Raw genomic sequence first — 17,138 nt, 5'->3', positions numbered from 1 at the left:
AAGACGACCTTGTTGCAAAACGGCCAGACTACCGCCCCTTTCGAACTCGACCGCGCCGATCACGTCCGCGCCGATCCCGATGCCCTTTCCGAACTGATGGGCATGCGCGCGCGGTTGCTCAAGCTCCACGGGTTGACGCCCGAACTGGATGAACAGGGCTGCCTCAAGTGGGGATCGTTGACGGAGGCGGAGCCCGATGCGGAGCTGGTGTTTCTTGGCATCGACGGCGATCGCGGCTGTTTCGCGGCGGTGCCCAAGGCGCCTGTTCCGATCAACCGGGGCGAATTCATGGCGACGATCACCCGGCTGCACGACCGGCAGTTCGGGATCTATGCCGGCGCGCGCAGCATGGTCGATTGGCATGCCCGCCACCGGTTCTGCGCCCAGTGCGGGTCGCATACCGCGATTTCCAAGGGCGGCTGGCAGCGCACGTGCGTTAATCCCGCCTGCGGGGCCAGCCACTTTCCGCGCACCGATCCGGTGACCATCATGACGATCGAGCGGCGCGAAGACGACGGCAGCCGCCGCCTCCTGCTGGGCCGCGGGCTGGGCTGGCCGGGCAACATGTATTCCGCGCTGGCGGGCTTCATCGAGCCGGGCGAAACCATTGAAGAGGCGGTGCGCCGCGAAGTCATGGAAGAGGCGGGCCTTCCGGTCGCGCAAGTGCGCTATTTGTCGAGCCAGGCCTGGCCCATGCCCTCGCAGTTGATGATCGGTTGTCACGGGATCACGTTTCACGAACATATCGTCGTAGACCGCACCGAACTGGAAGACGCCCGCTGGTTCAGCGAGGAGCAGGTGCGCGAAGTGATGTCGGGAAGGCCCGGCCTGTTCGAAGCGCCGCCGCGCTATGCCATTGCCCACCGCCTTATGCGGATGTGGCTGGAAATGACCTAGACGAGGCCCAGTTTCGACAGCTTGCCCAAGAGCCGTCCGGGCAGGACGTCGCCCCCGTCCTCACCTTCGGGAAGGTCGGGCGGGGCATCTTCGTCCTTCAGGTAACGCCAGCCCTGGTGCGCGCGTTTGGGGCGGCTCTGCACCCGGATCAGGCGCGGTTCGAGGTTGATGAACCAGCGGCCGTTGTCCTGCTGTTCGAACCCGATGATCGGGCTGCGCGCGACGATGGCGTGTTCGTGAATCCAGAACAGCGACCCGCCTTCCATCTCGTCCACCCGTTTGGGGCAGTACCGCGTGTTGACGGCAAGACGGGGCCGGTTCTCGAACCATTTCTCGATATCGGCATAGCTTTTTGCGCCGAATGCGATCTTGGTAAGGTGTAGCGGCCCTTTGCTCATGAAGGGCGATATGGGGACTTTTCGCTAGCTGACCAGTCCGGACGCCACGGCAAGGCCGAGGAAGGCGAAGAAGCCCATCGAATCGGTGATCATCGTGACGAACACCGATGACGCGACCGCAGGGTCCTGGTCCAGCCGGTCGAACAGGACCGGCACCGCGACGCCCGCAAGGCCCGCGGTAATGATGTTGATAACGACCGCGACCGCGATGACGACGCCCAGCATCGGCTGGAATATGAACGCCGTCGCCCCGCCGATCAGCGCCGCAACGGTCACGCCGTTCAAGATGGCGACGCGCATTTCGCGCCACAGGACGCGCACGGTGTTCGATTGCGTCAACTGGTTCATGGCCAGCGCGCGAACCGCGACCGCCATCGTCTGCGTACCCGCATTGCCGCCGATGGAGGCGACAACCGGCATCAATACGGCCAGCGCGACCAGTTTCTCGATCGCGGTGCCGAACGCGGCGATGATGAGCGAGGCGATGAGCGCGGTGCCCAGGTTCGCGATCAGCCAGCGCACGCGCTGGTAATAGGATTCGCGGATCGGCTGGTTGATGTCGCCTTCACCGGCACCGCTCATCAGAAGGGCGTCCTCGCTCGCCTCTTCCTGGATGATGTGCACGATGTCGTCGGCCGTGATCTGGCCGATCAGCCGACCCGATGCGTCTACGACCGCGGCGGAGATCAGTGCGTATTTCTGGAAGCGCAGGGCGACTTCTTCCTGGTCCAGCGTGGCCGGGATCAGGGTCTGGTCACGCTTCATCACGTCGGAAATCGCGATGTTGCGCGGGGTGCGCAGAATCCAAGAAAGCTGGCAGCTGCCAACGGGCCGGTGCGCGGGATCGACGACGAAGACTTCCCAGAACTCGGTCGTCAGGTCGCCGTTGTCGCGCAAGTAATCGATCAGGTCGCCGACGGTGATGTGTTCGGGCACCGCGACCAGATCGCGCTGCATGAGACGACCTGCCGATTCTTCGGGAAAGGACAGCGCGTCCTCAATCGCGGCGCGGTCTTCGGGGTCGAGTTCGGCAAGAACCGCGCGCTGATCTTCGTCGTCGAGATCCTCGATCAGCGCGACGGCGTCGTCGGTTTCGAGCTGTTCGGCGATCTGTGCGACGGCATCGGGCGACAGCGCCTCGAAAAGTTCGTCGCGGACGTGCTCGTTAAGCTCGGTAATCACCTCGCCGGTCAGCAGGTCGGCAATCGCCTTGCCGAGGTAAGGGCGTTCCTCTGCGGGCAGAAGCTCGAAAAGGTCGGCGATGTCGGCGGGGTGGAGCGGCTCGACCAGGTCGTAGACACGCCCGTCGTCGCCATCCTCGACCGCGTCGCGCACCGCCTCGACATATTCGCGGGTCAGGCGGTCGTCTTCGTCGAGATGCTCCATCTCAGGCTCGCCCTCCGCCATGCCGGGGCCTGCGGCGGAGACGATGTCTTCCTCGCGGTCCTTTTCCAGCAGGGTCGGATCCTTGCCGTCCATGTTGCCCCTTTTCGGTTTGGCGACGCGGGAAGGGACGATTTGCCCTTACGCCCGTAACTACTTTGCTGCGCTGCAAAAGCAACCGCGAAGGGCGCAAGTCCTGCTTTGACGCGGCGGGGCGGGCTGGGGACAGTTTGTGGATAAGCCTGTGGGCAGGTCTGGGGATCGATCCGGTAAAGGGCGGGGATGACTTTGCGCTGGCAATGCCTATATCCCGGCCATCGCAAAGAAGCGGCGGGCCGTACCTGTCGCACCAATGACAATGGAGCACCCATGTCCGACGAAAAACTTACCTTCTCCATCGACACCGGCGACGGCGCTCCCAAGGACGTTGTGATCAAGCTGCTTCCCGAAATCGCGCCCGGCCACGTTGCCCGCATCAAGGAACTGGCCGGTGAAGGCTTCTACGACGGCGTGAAGTTCCACCGCGTGATCCCCGGCTTCATGGCGCAGGGCGGTTGCCCGAACGGCACCGGCATGGGCGGATCGAGCAAGCCCGACCTGCAGGCCGAATTCAACGATCATCCGCACACCCGCGGCGTGTGTTCGATGGCGCGCACCAGCGCACCGCACAGCGCGAATTCGCAGTTCTTCATCTGCTTCGACGACGCGCGCTTCCTCGATCGCCAGTACACCGTCTGGGGCGAGGTCGAGAGCGGCATGGACGTGATCGACGCCCTGCCCAAGGGTGAGCCGCCGGCAAACCCGGGCAAGATCGTCAAGGCGACCGTCGCCTGAGCGACCGGCTGACACGGGGTCTGGCCGCGCTGCCCGAAAAGGTGCGCGGCCGCCTCGCATTTGTCTTGCTGATCCTGTGCCTGCCCGCGCTGGGCGGGTGCAGCTATACCGTCACCCGGCTGGGCCAGGATTGCGCCGGTGCGGGCGGCTATTGCCCGCAGACGCGCGAAGTCGCGGGCAAAACCTGGCGCTATGCCCAGCTGGCCCAGAACGTCTACTGGGAAAACGGGCTGACCAGCGAAAAGCCCGATGACGAACTTTACGTCCTACCCGAAGACCTCAAGGAACGCTTCGCCTCGGTCGACGACAAGGTGGGCTTCGCCTACAGCGTGTTCGACCGGTTCGAAGGCGATCACCTGAAGGAAGTCGTGCTGGTCTATCGCGGGACCGAGGGTCCGAAAGACTGGTATTACGGCACCCTGCTTGGGCGGCAGGCGCCGCGCGGTCTCAGCATCTATCGGCAGGTCCGTCAGGGACTGGATGAGGCTGGATACAGCGACATTCCCGTTGCGCTCACCGGCCATTCGCTGGGCGGGCGCATTGCTGACCATGTCCTCAAACGGGTCGAACGCGAAGACGGTGCTTTGCCCGGAACTCTGTCGAGCTATCTATTCAATCCCAATGCGGGCGGCTGGGCGCTGGAAGAGGGGCTGGACGGGCAGACCATCCACACTTCGGTTTCGGAAACCGCCGACGTTGCAGGGTGGGTTCGTTTTGCCGCCAACGACGGCCGCTGGGACGGCTATACGATCGACTGCCAGTCGACGATCAACCCCGTCTCCAGCCACTTCATGCGGCGGCTTGCCGATTGCCTCACCTGGATTGCCGCGCTGGACAGCGAAGAGGCGAAAACATCGGTGCTGAGAAACGAGATCGATCCGCCGATCACGGCCCGCATCACGCGAGAGGCCCGCTGATCACAGCTGCGCGTTGACCAGCCAGTCGTGGAATATGCGCACGGGCCGACTTTCCAGCGCGCGCGGCTTGCACACGAACCAGTAGCTGTACGGGCTCTTCACATCGATATCGTAAAGCGTGGCCAGCCGGTCATCGTTCGAACGGGCAAGGTGGTCGCCATGCAGGATGGCGATGCCAAGTCCCTGTGCCGCCGCCTCCAGCAGCAAGGGCCCGCTGTCGAAGCTGTCGGCCACCAGTTCGTAACGATCGGTCAGGCCGACCGCCTTTTTCCATGCATCGAAGCTGAGGTGCATTTCGGAATGGATCAGGAAATTCTGTTTGGCCAGCAAGTCCGGATCGGGCTGATCGCCAAGCTTTTCGACCAAGTCCCGCGCCGCGATCGCGTGGATCCGGTTCTGGTCCAGCCGCACGTGGTGCAGCTTGGGATCGGGCTCGTCCGCCAGCGTGATCGCCGCATCCAGCGTATCGCCCAGCTTGGGGATCGGATGGCCCGACGAATCGATGTCGATGTGCAGCGTGGGATAGAGCCTGCGCAGTTCGGGCAGGCGCGGGACCAGCCGCTGGCTGCCGAACAGGGGCATCACGCCAAGATGCAGGCGCATGATCTTGTTGTCGGCCATCTGCTGACCGATCTTTTCCGCCAGCTCGTCCAGCGTCGGGGCAATCGCGTCGAACATTGCCTCGCCCTCGTCGGTCAGGGTCATGGCCTGGTGCTTGCGGTGAAACAGCTTGCGCCCGGTGAAATCCTCAAGCGCCGTCACGCGGCGGGACAGGGCCGAGGGGCTGATGGCAAGCTCCTCCGCCGCCGCCTTGGCCGAACCAAGGCGGGCGATGCGTACGAAAGCCTCCAGCGAGCGGAGCGGGGGGAGGCGCTTGGGGACCATCAGGCCGCTTCTTCCTCCGCCGCTTCCTCTGCGCGGGTGGGCGGATGCAGGCGCAGGCGTTCGACGTGGCGTTCGTTGCCCGCGATCACTTCCAGCTTCCAGCCGCTGTCGTGGTCCATGATTTCGCCCACGACAGGGACCTTTTCGGCCAGCACGAAGGCAAGCCCGCCCAGCGTGTCGACCGATTCCTCGACCTCGGCAAGGCGCGGGTCGACCCGGCGGGCGACTTCCTCAAGCTCGGTCCGGGCATCGGCGTCCCACATGCCGTCGTCGATCGGCACCAGGAACTGGACCGGCGCGTCGTCATGCTCGTCCTCGATCTCGCCGACGATTTCCTCGACCAGGTCCTCGATCGTGATGATGCCGTCGGTGCCCGAATATTCGTCGACCACGATGGCAAGGTGCACACAGCGCGCGCGCATGTCGGCCAGGACGTCCAGCGCGCCGCGCGCCTGCGGCACGTAGAGCGGCTGGCGCATCAGCTTGGTCCAGTCGGCGGGCGGGTCTTTCTTCCCGGCAAGGTACGGGAAGACGTCCTTGATGTGCATCATCCCGATCACGTGATCGAGCGATTCGGCATAGACCGGAATGCGCGAATGGCCGTGTTCGGCAAACGTTGCGACCAGTTCGTCCCAGCTGACGCTGCGTTCGATCGCGATGATCTCGCCGCGCGGGATCGCCACGTCGTCGGCATCGTGCTCGCTGAAATGCAGGAGGTTGCGGAGCATCTGACGCTCCAGCAAGGAAAGATCGCCGACGCCGCCTTGCGGGCCGTCGCGCTGTTCCTCTTCCTCGTGTTCGTCGATGGCTTCCTCGATCTGGGCGCGCAGCGACTGGTCGCCCTCATGCCCGTCGAAGAAGGTGCGGATCTTGTCCCAAAGGAATCGCTTTTCGCCCCGTCGGTCAGGCTCCGGGTTGCGAGCGTCTTCTGATCTATCGCTGTCCGACATTGTCGGGCCTCGTAATCCTTTCAAACTGCGGGCTTTTCAAGCCGGGTCGCGGTCCCCGTAGGGGTCTGCGATGCCAAGGCGGGCAAGGATGCGAATTTCCATCGCTTCCATCGCCTCGGCGTCCTCGGTGCTCGTCTCGTGGTCGTAACCGGCAAGATGAAGCAGCCCGTGGACAAGCAAATGGGTCGCATGCTTCGCAAGTGCAACAGATTTCTCGTCGGCTTCGCGGCAGCATATGCCGTAGGCAAGAATGATATCGCCCAGCATGACGGGCGCGCCCGGGTTGCTTGCGGCGGCCAAAAGCTCCTCTCGCGAGAGCATCGGGAAGCTCAACACATTGGTAGGCTTGTCTTTTGCGCGCCATTGGCGGTTGAGTTGATGCACCTCATCGTCGTCGGCATAGACCACGCTGACTAGGATTTCGGAATGGGCAAGTTCGGGCACTTCGGCCGCGACAGCCTCTGCCGCGTCTGCGGACAAGGCATCCCAATCGGTCGAATCGCCCCATATGGGGTCGATGTCGAGTTCCAGTACGGGCGCAGCCATCGATAAAGGTGGCATCAGGAGGGCGGTTTTTCCGCGTTCGGGCCTTCGTAGGCATCGACGATCCGGCCGACCAGCGGATGGCGCACGACGTCGGCGGCGGTAAAGCGCGAAACCGCGATACCTTCGATCCCTTCCAGCCGCCTGACCGCATCGGCAAGGCCCGAATGATGGACGCCGCCCGGAATATCGACCTGGTTCGGGTCTCCGCACACCACCATGCGGCTGTTCTGGCCGAAACGGGTGAGGAACATCTTCATCTGCGCCGCCGTGGTGTTCTGTGCTTCGTCGAGGATGACGAAAGCATCGCCCAGCGTACGCCCGCGCATGAAGGCGATGGGCGCGATCTCGATCTCGCCGCTGGCGATGCGGCGTTCGACCTGTTCTGCGGGCAGACAGTCGTAAAGCGCATCGTAAAGCGGACGAAGGTAGGGATCGACCTTGTCCTTCATGTCGCCGGGCAGGAAGCCGATGCGTTCACCAGCCTCCACCGCCGGGCGCGACAGGATCAGGCGCTGCACGCTGCCGGTGATGAGCTGGGCCACGGCCTGCGCCACGGCAAGGTAGGTCTTGCCCGTGCCTGCAGGACCAAGGGCGAAGATCACCTCGTTGCCGGTCAGCGCCTGCATGTAGTCGATCTGCGCGGCGGAGCGCGGCACAATCGTCTTCTTGCGCGTGCGGATCATGATCGGCGGACGCTTGTCGTCACCGGTGATGATGCCTTCCAGCGTAGGCTCGCTGCTCATCGCGATAAGCGATTCGACTGCGCCCTGGTCAAGCTCGAAACCCTGTTTCAGCCGGGTGTGCATGCCGGACAGCACTTCGCGGGCGCGGGCCACCGCTTCTTCCGATCCTTCGATCTGGATGCGGTTGCCGCGGGCCGAGATATAGACGCCGAGGCGGTTCTCTATCTGGACGAGGTTGGCATCGAACTGGCCGAAAAGCGTCCCGAGAATCTCGGGGTTTTCGAATTCCATTTCGGTGCGGGCCCGTTGCGGGGCCTGGTTGCCGGGAAGGCCCGCCGGGGCGCTGCTCACCGGGGCGGAAGTCTGTACGCGCGCCTGCTTGCGGCTCACACGATGTTCCCCACGAATGCTCCTTCGTTCCTGCCTGTCGGGCACCGGCCCGGGGCGACTCGGCTATACCTTCGAAGATAGGACGCAGGTGGCCGGTGGCAAGGTGCCGCGACGCGCTATGCCCCGCCCAGATCTCCGTCCGGCCCGGCTTGCGCGGTCCGCTTCACATGGTCGCAGCCGCTGGGGTCCGGGTAGCACTGTTGCCCCTGGATGATGATGTCCCCGTCACTGAGCATGAGTTCGCCGTTCGGCCCGCGCGCAATGGCGGGGGACGACCTGAAGAAGGTTTCCAACGTCCGGCGCGTCGTGGGGCGGTGGGTTTCGCATTGCGCGGGCACGACTTTGCTGGTTCGCATCCGGCCTTCGCTCACTTGCGCCTGTCCGGTGATAGCGTCGGCACAGTCGAGCCAGACGGAGAACGTGCCGCCCTTGAAGGACAGGACCGGTGGATGCGTGCCGCCATCTTCCGTCATAAGCCGGAACGGCCCTGCCTCCAGCGGCGGGGCGGGCGGTTCGTTGTAGCGCCTGTCGATCTGCGACAGGGTCAGGCTGCGCCCTTCGACCGCGAGCTGGATCTTGCCCTCGCTGTTGCTGCCGATGAGCGGGCGCCCGCCCAGCACTTGCGCCATGGCGGGATCGGGCGTGTCCTGCGGGCAGTTCACCAATGTCGCCACGGCACGTCCGGCGGCAAAGCTGGACCGGGTGGGGACGTAAAGGCCCTCGTGATAGTTGCAGGCCTGCCAATGCAGCATCGACTGCGTGAAATGGACGGTGGCAAGGTCCGAATAACGTTCGCCCAGCGTCTGGCCGTCGATCGCGATGACCAGCCAGCTTGTTCCGGCAAGATCGAAAGCGATCGGGGCGAAGCCGTCTGCCAGCAAGCCGCCGCCGCCCATTGGCGCTGCCGGAACCGGGCTGGGCGTCGCTGCCGTCTTCGGTTCGGGCGGGGGCGCCGTAGTCCCGGCATCTCCTGAATCGCATGCCGCGACGCAAAGGGCAGCGACAATCGCGATTGAATTCAGATATTTGCTGGATTTCATGGCGCCGGCATCATGGCACAGCCGAAGCGCCGTGCAAAACGGATAAACCTTATCAGCAGACGCGCGCCGAAAGCGAATTGGGCCCTGCTTCGAGCAGTTCGACATCGACCAGGTCGCCCACGGCATAGTCGCCGGTAAAGTGCGCAGACTGCAGCCAGGGCGTCTTGCCCAGCCACTGCCCTTCGCGGCGGCCCTTGCGTTCGACGAGAACCTGGCAGGTCTTGCCGACGCTGGCCTGGTTGAAGGCCAGCTGATCGCGCGTGATCGCGGCCTGAAGGCGCTGCAGCCGCTCATCCATCACATCGCCCGCGATCTGGTCGCCCATGGTCGCGGCAGGGGTGCCGGGGCGGGGCGAATACTTGAAGCTGAAGGCCGCGGCATAGCGGATCGTATCCACCATCTGCAGCGTCGCTTCGAAATCGGCATCGGTTTCGCCCGGAAAGCCGACGATGAAATCCCCGCTGATCGCAATGTCGGGCCGCGCCTCGCGGACGCGTTCGATCAGGCGGATGTAGCTTTCGGCCGTGTGGCTGCGGTTCATCGCGGCAAGGATCGGATCGCTGCCGGCCTGCACGGGCAAGTGCAGGTAGGGCATCAGCTTTTCCACTTCGCCATGCGCCGCGATCAGGGCATCGGTCATGTCGTTGGGATGGCTGGTGGTATAACGGATGCGCGCCAGATCGGGCAGCTTCGCCAGTTCGCGGATCAGCCCGTCGAGGCCGATGGCGCGCCCCTTGGCATCCTCGCCGGTCCAGGCGTTGACGTTCTGGCCTAGCAGGGTGATTTCGCGCGCGCCCTGTTCGACCAGCTTCTGCGCCTCGTCGATCAGGTCGCCGTAGGGGCGCGAGATTTCGGCTCCGCGCGTATAGGGCACCACGCAATAGGTGCAGAACTTGTCGCAGCCTTCCTGCACCGTCAGGAACGCGCTGGGCGCGCGCTTGCGCCGGGCGGGAAGCGCACCGAACTTCGCCTCTGCGGGCATGTCGGTGTCGGTCACGCGCTCACCCGCGCTGGCCCTGCCGATCATTTCGGGCAGGCGGTGATAGGCCTGCGGGCCGACGACCATGCGCACGTCCTTGGCGCGCTTCATGATCTCCTCGCCCTCTGCCTGGGCGACGCACCCGGCAACCGCGATCAGCGGGCTGGAGCCGTCGTCGTCATCCCAGTCCTTCACGATCCGGCCAATGTCGGAATAGACCTTCTCTGCCGCCTTTTCGCGGATATGGCAGGTGTTCAGCACGACCAGGTCGGCGTTTTCGCCTTCGCCTGCCGCTTCCATGCCCTGCGCGCCGAGCAGTTCGGCCATGCGCTCGCCGTCATAGACGTTCATCTGGCAGCCGAAGCTCTTTACGCGGAAACTCTTGGGGGTGGTTACCTTGTTCATGGCCGCGCCCTTACGCGCTTTCTCCGCGCATTTGAAGATGGCGCAGACCGAAGCGTCTAGCGGCCCATTGCGCTTTCCAGCGCATGGCGTGTCGCGGCGGCGATCGTCTTGCGCCCGGCAAGGCTCTCGCCCGTCAAAGGCGCGAGGAAATGCACGGTGACGGGAAGCGGGGCAGGGCGGCCCAGCACCTTGAAGAAATTGTCGAGACCCAGTTCATCGCCGACCCAGGCTATTTCCGGTGCCGCAGTTCCGAAATCGAGAAAGACCGGCTGAACCGCGACGCCTTTGGGCGCGGGGTCGATCGCGGACAGGAGCGAGCTTTTGAGCGGCAGGAGGTCCTTGCCGTCGCTGGTCGTCCCTTCGGGAAAGAGGGTGAGGACGTGCGAGGCGTCGAGCGCGATGCGGACCTGTTCGATCTGCTGCGTCACGGTCTGGCGGCGGTGGCGCGCGATGAAGACGGTATCGTTCATCTCTGCCAGCCATTTCAGGAACTTGTTCTGCGCGATGCCGTCATGCCCGACAAAGGCGCTGCCCGTGCAGGCCGCGATGATGGGAATGTCGAGCCAGCTGAGGTGATTGGCCAGCAGGATCGCGCGCGGCTGCAAGGTGCCGGTCGTTTCGATGCGAACGCCCATGATGCGGGCAACGCCGGCCAGAAAAGCGCGCGGAACAATGCGCCGCCGCGTGACGAGGCGCGACAGGATATAGGCGGGAATGCACAGGAGAAGCCAGGCGATCAGCGCGATCAGACGGACCGCGATCCGCAGCCGGCGCACGGGATCAGTCCCGTTCCAGCTTTACGCCGTAAAGTTCCATCCGGTGATCGACGAGGCGGAAGCCGAGGCGTTCGGCGATCTGCCGCTGCAGTGCCTCAAGCTCGGGATCGACGAATTCGACGACTTTGCCCGTTTCCACATCGATCAGGTGATCGTGATGCGCCTCGGGCGCGGCTTCGTACCGGGCGCGGCCGTCGCCGAAGTCGTGACGGTCGAGGATGCCCGCCTCTTCGAAAAGGCGGACCGTGCGATAGACCGTTGCGATAGAAATACGCGGATCGATCTCAGCAGCACGCGAATGGACCAGTTCCACGTCGGGATGGTCTTCGCTGTCGGACAGGACGCGTGCGATCACGCGGCGCTGATCAGTGATGCGCAGGCCGCGTTCGGCACAGATTGCTTCGATGTCGATACGTTGGGGCACCGGTCGGTTATGTCTTTCGATTTACGCCGGTTGGCGGATTGCGGGCGATTGGCTCAGGCGCAGACCATAGTCCGTTGATCTGCCGTAGCGCAACCGCCCGGACCCTTAATACCTGACGGTAACGAACCCTCAGGATTTCTTGGCAGGAGCCTTGCGGCGACCCGGCTTGCGACCGAGGCCGATCTTCTTGGCCAGTTCGCGGCGCTTCTCAGCGTAATTGGGCGCAACCATCGGATAGTCGGCGGGCAGGTTCCAGCGCGCACGATATTCGTCCGGGGTCATGTTGTAGTGCGTCATCAGGTGACGCTTCAGCATCTTCAGCTTCTTGCCGTCTTCAAGACACACGATGTAGTCGGGCTTTATCGAAGAGCGGATGGAAACGGCCGGTTCTGGCGGCGTTTCTTCTTCGGCGGGTTCCGAACCGAGACCGGCAAGCGCGGTATAGATGTTGGTGATCAGAGTGGGTACTTCGGAAACTTCGACGGGATTGTTGCTGACGTGAGCTGCGACGATGTCCGAGGTAAGCGTAATCAGGGTTTCCGTCATGTCCGGGGCGGAATTGTCCATTTAATATGTCCTTATGAGATCGCCGACAAACCCGTTTCGCCGGGCGGCGATGGGGGATGGGCGAGAGTGTCCTTCTCCACGGACGCTATATGCGCGCAATAGCAGAACAACAAGTCCTTATCATTTTGCCATCAATTACGAGTGTACTGTATACGGACAAAGCGTTGTTCTGCTTGTCTGCAATAGTCTCGATTATTGTGCGCTGCGAAATTGGAATACTTGATCCAATAGACGAGAGAACGTCTTCGCATCACGCAGCAGGCCGTCCGCGCCGCGATAATATGCCCGCCTGAGCCCAACTTGTTCAAAGCCGTAACGTTGATAGAACTTTTCTGCCGGATTATCGGCGCGCATTTCGAGGAAAAGGCGCACCGTCCCTCTTTCCGGAGCGTTTGCAAGGAGATGCTCGAGCAGGCGGGAGGCAAGGCCCAGCCGCCGGTATTCGGGATCGACGGCGATAAGCAGCAGCTCTTCCTCGTCCACGACCTGTCGCGAAAGGTAGAAACCGGCGGTCGGAACAGAGGGCGAGGGCGGGCCGATCACGCCATGTGCGTCGATCATGGCGAACCGCGTTCCGGGAACCAGCATGGCAGAGGCCAGCTGCCGCTCGTTCCAGGCCTCGCCAAAGGCGGGGTCGAAGGCGGACAGCATCACCGACATCATGCCGTCCATTTCGGGGCCGGTCGGCTTCATGGCGCTTTTCCGCCCGGCAGCTTGGCATCGGGCGCGCGGCCATAAGCGGGGCGCACATCGCGAGTCAGGGCGTCCTGGCGAAGTGCGGCAAAGGCGCGGGCATCTGAATGCATCGCATGTGCGGTGCCGCTGCCGCGCAGCCTGACCAATGCCTCGGCCTGGCTGCCGACGACTATGTCCGCCTTTATTCCGGCCGCGGCATCGTCGGGACGAAGCGAGCGTACGGGCGCTACGCACGTGCCATCGGCGGCAAATTCCTGCACGAACCATTCGCCGTGACCGCCGGTATTGGCCACCGCGACCGGGGCTGCGCCGAACCGGTCCTGCGCCTGTGCGGCCAAGAGGGCGGGCGTGTGATAGCCCAGCAGTTCGGCCTTCCACGCGATCGCCAGTGCCTTTGCCGCGGCGAGGCCCACCCGGATACCCGTAAAACTGCCCGGTCCCAGCGCCACGACGACGCGGTCCGCACGTCCCTTATTGGGTAGAGCGCCAATCATCGGGACCAGCCTTTCGGCATGACCACGGCCCAGCAGGAGCATTTCGCCCGCAATGCAATCGCCGCCGTCGAACAGGGCGGCCGAACACGCATCGGTGGCGCTGTCGATCACGAGTGTCCGGGTCATGTCGTCAGCAGGCTCTCGGTCGTCTGGAAAGTCAGGCCGTCAGGCGGCGCGAACCTCGGTCACTTCGGGGACATAGTGCTTCAACAGCCCCTCGATCCCCTGCTTCAGCGTCTGTGTGGAGGATGGGCAACCCGCGCAGGCGCCCTGCATCGTCAGGAAGACCACACCTTCGCGAAAACCGCGATAGATGATGTCGCCGCCATCGCCGGCAACCGCCGGGCGCACGCGGGTTTCGATCAGTTCGCGGATCTGCGCCACGACGTCGGCATCGGCCGGATCGTCGCCCATGTCGGCATCGTCGGCCGGAACCGCGATGTCGCCCGCATCGCCGCCGACGAACAGCGGCGCGCCCGATACGAAGTGGTCGAGCAGGATGGCGACAACCTGCGGCTTGAGGTCGGGCCACTGCACGCCGGGTGCCACGCTGACCGATACGAAGTCGCTGCCGAAGAACACGCCGGTCACGTCGCCAAGCGAGAACAGGGCCGATGCCAGCGGCGAAATTTCCGCAGCCTCGGGACTGGTGAATTCGCGCGTGCCGCTGGGCATGACCTGCCGTCCGGGCAGGAATTTAAGCGTTGCGGGATTGGGCGTTGTTTCGGTTTCGATGAACATGGCGACGATTTAGCCCCCTTCCGTCAGGGTTCAAGCGTTCATTCAAGGCATATTGTTCGTAAGGTGACCTTTTGTGCGCGGCGTAACAGGCATGTTCACTGGCGCTTCACCCTTGCAGCCCATATATCATGCCCCATGACATTCCTGAAACGTGCCGCACCCGCCTGTGCGCTGATCTGCTCGCTCCTTGCCACCACCGCCATTGCGCAGCCTGCACCATCTGCAGAAGCGCAGCGCGAATGGCCGCAGATCGAACAGGACCGCCCGTGGATCTACCGCGGCAGCGACGTGCCGCCCGATACGGAATGGAGCTTCGGCGAACTGTCGAACGGGCTTCGCTATGCCGTGCGTTTCAACGAAGTGCCGCAGGACCAGCTGTCCGTCCGCGTGCGGGTCGATGCAGGATCGCTGCACGAACAGGATGCGGAGCGCGGTTTTGCCCACCTCATCGAACATCTCGTCTTTCGCCAGTCGCGCTATCTGAAGGAAGGCGAGACGATCCCCCGCTGGCAGGAGCTGGGCGCGACGTTCGGGTCAGACACCAATGCGGAAACGACGCCGACGCACACGGTCTACAAGCTGGACGTGCCGGGTATCGACGCGGCCAAGGCGGACGAAACCTTCCGCCTGCTTTCGGGCATGATCGAGGCGCCGACGCTGTCGGAAAACGGCGTGCGGACCGAAGTGCCGATCGTGCTTGCCGAACGGCGCGAACGCGGCGGCGCGGGCAAGCGCGCGGCGGATGCGACGCGGGAGACATACTTCGCCGGGATGGGCCTTGCCGAACGTAGCCCGATCGGCACGGTCGAAACCCTGGAAGCCGCCAATCAGAAAAGCGTGCGCGCGTTTTACAAGCGCTGGTACAGGCCTGAAAACACCGTGATTTCCGTGGCTGGCGATCTCGATCCGGCGGTGATGGTCCAGCTGCTCGAAAAATACTTCGGCGACTGGAAGGGATCGGGCGATCCGGTTCCGGCCCCCGATTTCGGCGCGCCGGTTCCCGGCCCCGACGCCAAGGCCGCCGCCGGCGCATTGGCCCCCGTCGACAAGCTGACCGTGTTGAACGAACCGGACCTGCCGGTTTCGATCAGCTACACGATCATGCGTCCGTGGGAGAAAGTGGCCGACACCATCGTCTATAACGAAGGCCTGCTTACCGATCAGCTGTCCATGGCGATCATCAACCGCCGGCTGGAAAACAAGGCCCGTGCGGGCGGCAGCTTCCTTGCCGCGCAGATCGGGCAGGACGACGTCAGCCGCAGTGCCGACATGACATTCGTGTCGATCACGCCGCTTGGCACCGACTGGCGCGCGGCGCTGACTGACGTGCGCGCGGTGATCGCGGACGCGCTGGCGACCCCGCCCAGCGAGGCGGAGATCGCGCGCGAATTGAACGAGTTCGAGAACGCCTTTTCGATCGGCGTCGAAACCCAGGCGGTACAGCAGGCGACCGACCTTGCCGACAACGTGGTCCAGGCCGTGGATATCCGCGAAACCATCGCCGCGCCCGACACGGTGCTGAACGTGCTTCGCAGCATGAAGGGCAAGGTCACGCCCGAAATCGTGCAGGACCACACGCGCGCGCTGTTCACCGGGTCTGTCCTGCGCGGCGTGATGAACGTACCTGATGCGTCCATCGGTGACGAGGCGGCTTTCCGTGCTGCCATGCTTGCCCCGGTCAAGCCGGATGCATCGGCCCGGCTCAAGGACAAGCAGGTTTCATTCGCCGATCTTCCGGCCATCGGCACGCCCGGCACGGTCACTTCGGCAGCGCCCATCGGTGTGCTCGAGATCGAGACCGTGAAGCTGTCGAACGGCGTCAACGCGCTTGTCTGGCAGAGCGATGCCGAACCGGGCCGCGTTTCTGTCCGCGTCCGCTTTGGCGAGGGGTACGAGGCGTTCGGCAAGGACGATGCGCCCTATATCACCCTGGGCGAGTATGCCCTGATGGGCACCGGCATGGGCGAATTGTCGCAGGACGATCTCGACCAGATTTCCAACGGCCGGAAGATGGGGCTCGACTTCTCTATCGAGGACAGCGAATTCGTCTTCGGCGCGGAAACGCGTGCTGCCGACCTTGAAGACCAGCTCTACCTTTTCGCATCGAAGCTCTCCGACCCGCGCTGGGACGCGAACCCGGTGCTGCGCGCGAAGGCCGCGCTGGAAATGGGCTATGACAGTTTCGCCACCAGTCCGCAGGGCGTGATGCAGCGCGATCTGGAACAGATCCTGCGCGGCGGCGACCCGCGTTTCGCCACGCCCACGCCCGAACAGTTGAAGCAGGCCGACATGGCAGGTTTCCGCAAGGTGTGGGAGCCGATCCTTGCCAGCGGCCCGGTCCAGGTGGAAATCTTCGGCGATATCCAGCGGGACGAGGCTATCGCAGCCTTGACCCGCACCTTCGGCGCGCTTGCTCCGCGCGAAGAGGCGACTGCCGACATCGACCTGTCGAAGCTGCCCGCGCCTGGCGCCGAACCGACCGTGCTGACCCATCGCGGCGATGCCGATCAGGCCGCGGCCGTGATCGGATGGCCAACCGGGGCCGGGCGGGACCGCGTCCGCGTTTCCCGCCAGCTGGAGATACTGGCGCAAATCTTCAACAACCGCCTGTTCGACGCGATGCGCGAACGGCTGGGCGCGAGCTATGCGCCCAACGTCGGTTCGCGCTGGCCGCTCGACCGCAAGGACGGGGGCATGATCCTCGCCATGGCACAGCTGACGCCCGACGCGGTCCCCGCCTTTTTCGAGGAATCGCGCAAGATCGCCACCGACCTAGCTGCCGCCCCGCCGAGTGAAGAGGAAATCTCCCGCGTGACCGAACCGCTGCGACAGCTGATCAGCCGCGCATCCAGCGGCAACGGCTTCTGGCTGCGCGAACTGGCGGGCACTGCCAACGATCCGAACCGCGCCCTGGACGTGAGGACGATCCTCAACGACTATTCGCGCACGACGCCTGAAACGATGCAGATGCTGGCACAGGCCTTCCTGCGCAACGGAGAGGCGTTCGAAGTCGCGATCGTGCCGGAGGGTTACAAGCTGCCGTAACCGCGGCAGACGATCAGTGTGATCGCGATAATTGCGCCTGAAACCTTTGCAATGCAGGGGCAGGCGGCGTATTGCGGCTCTATTCCGA

The 17,138-nt window shown here is 64.0% G+C and carries 18 protein-coding genes; 4 read left to right on the top strand and 14 right to left on the bottom strand.

Annotated features, from left to right (window positions below):
- Nucleotides 1-12 precede the first annotated feature (12 nt).
- Nucleotides 13-897 carry an NAD(+) diphosphatase gene (gene nudC / locus FAX90_RS14490; RefSeq protein WP_240704926.1) on the top strand — a complete coding sequence of 295 codons (885 nt, stop codon included), beginning with the start codon at nucleotides 13-15 and terminating at the stop codon, nucleotides 895-897.
- On the opposite strand, the gene FAX90_RS14485 is transcribed toward nudC, so the two are convergent.
- On the bottom strand, nucleotides 894-1,295 hold the full coding sequence (locus FAX90_RS14485) for a DUF1489 family protein (protein ID WP_144098130.1): 402 nt from the start codon (nucleotides 1,293-1,295) through the stop codon (nucleotides 894-896). The genes nudC and FAX90_RS14485 overlap by 4 nt on opposite strands.
- 24 nt (nucleotides 1,296-1,319) lie before the next feature.
- Nucleotides 1,320-2,774 carry a magnesium transporter gene (mgtE, locus tag FAX90_RS14480; RefSeq protein ID WP_144098129.1) on the bottom strand — a complete coding sequence of 485 codons (1,455 nt, stop codon included), beginning with the start codon at nucleotides 2,772-2,774 and terminating at the stop codon, nucleotides 1,320-1,322.
- A 273-nt stretch (nucleotides 2,775-3,047) separates the two neighbouring features.
- Here mgtE and FAX90_RS14475 point away from each other — a divergent pair, with 273 nt between their 5' ends.
- Nucleotides 3,048-3,512 (top strand): peptidylprolyl isomerase, encoded by a 465-nt coding sequence (locus FAX90_RS14475; RefSeq protein WP_144098128.1) that lies wholly within the window; start codon nucleotides 3,048-3,050, stop codon nucleotides 3,510-3,512.
- A gap of 41 nt (nucleotides 3,513-3,553) precedes the next feature.
- Nucleotides 3,554-4,429, top strand: coding sequence for a Tle-like phospholipase domain-containing protein (locus tag FAX90_RS14470; protein WP_144098127.1), 876 nt, complete (start codon nucleotides 3,554-3,556; stop codon nucleotides 4,427-4,429).
- On the opposite strand, the gene FAX90_RS14465 is transcribed toward FAX90_RS14470, so the two are convergent.
- The 12 genes from FAX90_RS14465 to FAX90_RS14410 all read right to left on the bottom strand — a co-directional run bounded on the left by FAX90_RS14465 (nucleotide 4,430) and on the right by FAX90_RS14410 (nucleotide 14,005).
- On the bottom strand, nucleotides 4,430-5,314 hold the full coding sequence (locus FAX90_RS14465) for a LysR substrate-binding domain-containing protein (RefSeq protein ID WP_144098126.1): 885 nt from the start codon (nucleotides 5,312-5,314) through the stop codon (nucleotides 4,430-4,432).
- On the bottom strand, nucleotides 5,314-6,264 hold the full coding sequence (locus FAX90_RS14460; protein WP_144098125.1) for a hemolysin family protein: 951 nt from the start codon (nucleotides 6,262-6,264) through the stop codon (nucleotides 5,314-5,316). The genes FAX90_RS14465 and FAX90_RS14460 overlap by 1 nt, the downstream gene beginning before the upstream one ends.
- 36 nt (nucleotides 6,265-6,300) lie before the next feature.
- On the bottom strand, nucleotides 6,301-6,810 hold the full coding sequence (ybeY, locus tag FAX90_RS14455; protein ID WP_144098124.1) for an rRNA maturation RNase YbeY: 510 nt from the start codon (nucleotides 6,808-6,810) through the stop codon (nucleotides 6,301-6,303).
- A gap of 14 nt (nucleotides 6,811-6,824) precedes the next feature.
- Nucleotides 6,825-7,883, bottom strand: coding sequence for a PhoH family protein (locus tag FAX90_RS14450; protein ID WP_420810982.1), 1,059 nt, complete (start codon nucleotides 7,881-7,883; stop codon nucleotides 6,825-6,827).
- Between the two features lie 116 nt (nucleotides 7,884-7,999).
- Nucleotides 8,000-8,923, bottom strand: a complete 924-nt coding sequence (locus FAX90_RS14445) for a hypothetical protein (protein ID WP_144098123.1) — start codon at nucleotides 8,921-8,923, stop codon at nucleotides 8,000-8,002.
- Between the two features lie 52 nt (nucleotides 8,924-8,975).
- Entirely contained in the window at nucleotides 8,976-10,307 is a 1,332-nt protein-coding gene (gene miaB, locus FAX90_RS14440) for a tRNA (N6-isopentenyl adenosine(37)-C2)-methylthiotransferase MiaB (protein WP_144098122.1), read from the bottom strand.
- Between the two features lie 56 nt (nucleotides 10,308-10,363).
- Nucleotides 10,364-11,083, bottom strand: coding sequence for a lysophospholipid acyltransferase family protein (locus FAX90_RS14435; protein WP_144098121.1), 720 nt, complete (start codon nucleotides 11,081-11,083; stop codon nucleotides 10,364-10,366).
- Between the two features lie 4 nt (nucleotides 11,084-11,087).
- Nucleotides 11,088-11,507, bottom strand: coding sequence for a Fur family transcriptional regulator (locus FAX90_RS14430; RefSeq protein ID WP_144098120.1), 420 nt, complete (start codon nucleotides 11,505-11,507; stop codon nucleotides 11,088-11,090).
- Between the two features lie 129 nt (nucleotides 11,508-11,636).
- Nucleotides 11,637-12,074: a Ros/MucR family transcriptional regulator gene (locus FAX90_RS14425; protein ID WP_144098119.1), complete on the bottom strand. Its 438-nt coding sequence runs from the start codon at nucleotides 12,072-12,074 to the stop codon at nucleotides 11,637-11,639.
- A gap of 192 nt (nucleotides 12,075-12,266) precedes the next feature.
- Nucleotides 12,267-12,767, bottom strand: coding sequence for a GNAT family N-acetyltransferase (locus FAX90_RS14420; RefSeq protein ID WP_240704925.1), 501 nt, complete (start codon nucleotides 12,765-12,767; stop codon nucleotides 12,267-12,269).
- On the bottom strand, nucleotides 12,764-13,390 hold the full coding sequence (gene tsaB / locus FAX90_RS14415; RefSeq protein WP_144098118.1) for a tRNA (adenosine(37)-N6)-threonylcarbamoyltransferase complex dimerization subunit type 1 TsaB: 627 nt from the start codon (nucleotides 13,388-13,390) through the stop codon (nucleotides 12,764-12,766). Before tsaB ends, FAX90_RS14420 begins: the two co-directional genes overlap by 4 nt.
- Nucleotides 13,391-13,429: 39 nt before the next feature.
- The gene (locus tag FAX90_RS14410; RefSeq protein ID WP_144098117.1) at nucleotides 13,430-14,005 is read right to left on the bottom strand and encodes a NifU family protein; all 576 of its coding nucleotides are present in this window, start codon (nucleotides 14,003-14,005) and stop codon (nucleotides 13,430-13,432) included.
- 135 nt (nucleotides 14,006-14,140) lie between these two features.
- On the opposite strand from FAX90_RS14410, the gene FAX90_RS14405 reads away from it, so the two are divergent.
- The gene (locus tag FAX90_RS14405) at nucleotides 14,141-17,050 is read left to right on the top strand and encodes a M16 family metallopeptidase (protein ID WP_144098116.1); all 2,910 of its coding nucleotides are present in this window, start codon (nucleotides 14,141-14,143) and stop codon (nucleotides 17,048-17,050) included.
- Nucleotides 17,051-17,138: the final 88 nt, after the last annotated feature.

It is taken from the genome of Croceicoccus sediminis, from assembly GCF_007570835.1.
Lineage (GTDB): Bacteria > Pseudomonadota > Alphaproteobacteria > Sphingomonadales > Sphingomonadaceae > Croceicoccus > Croceicoccus sediminis.
Note: the sequence above shows the minus strand (reverse complement) of the source record. Positions and strands in the feature narration are given on the sequence as shown.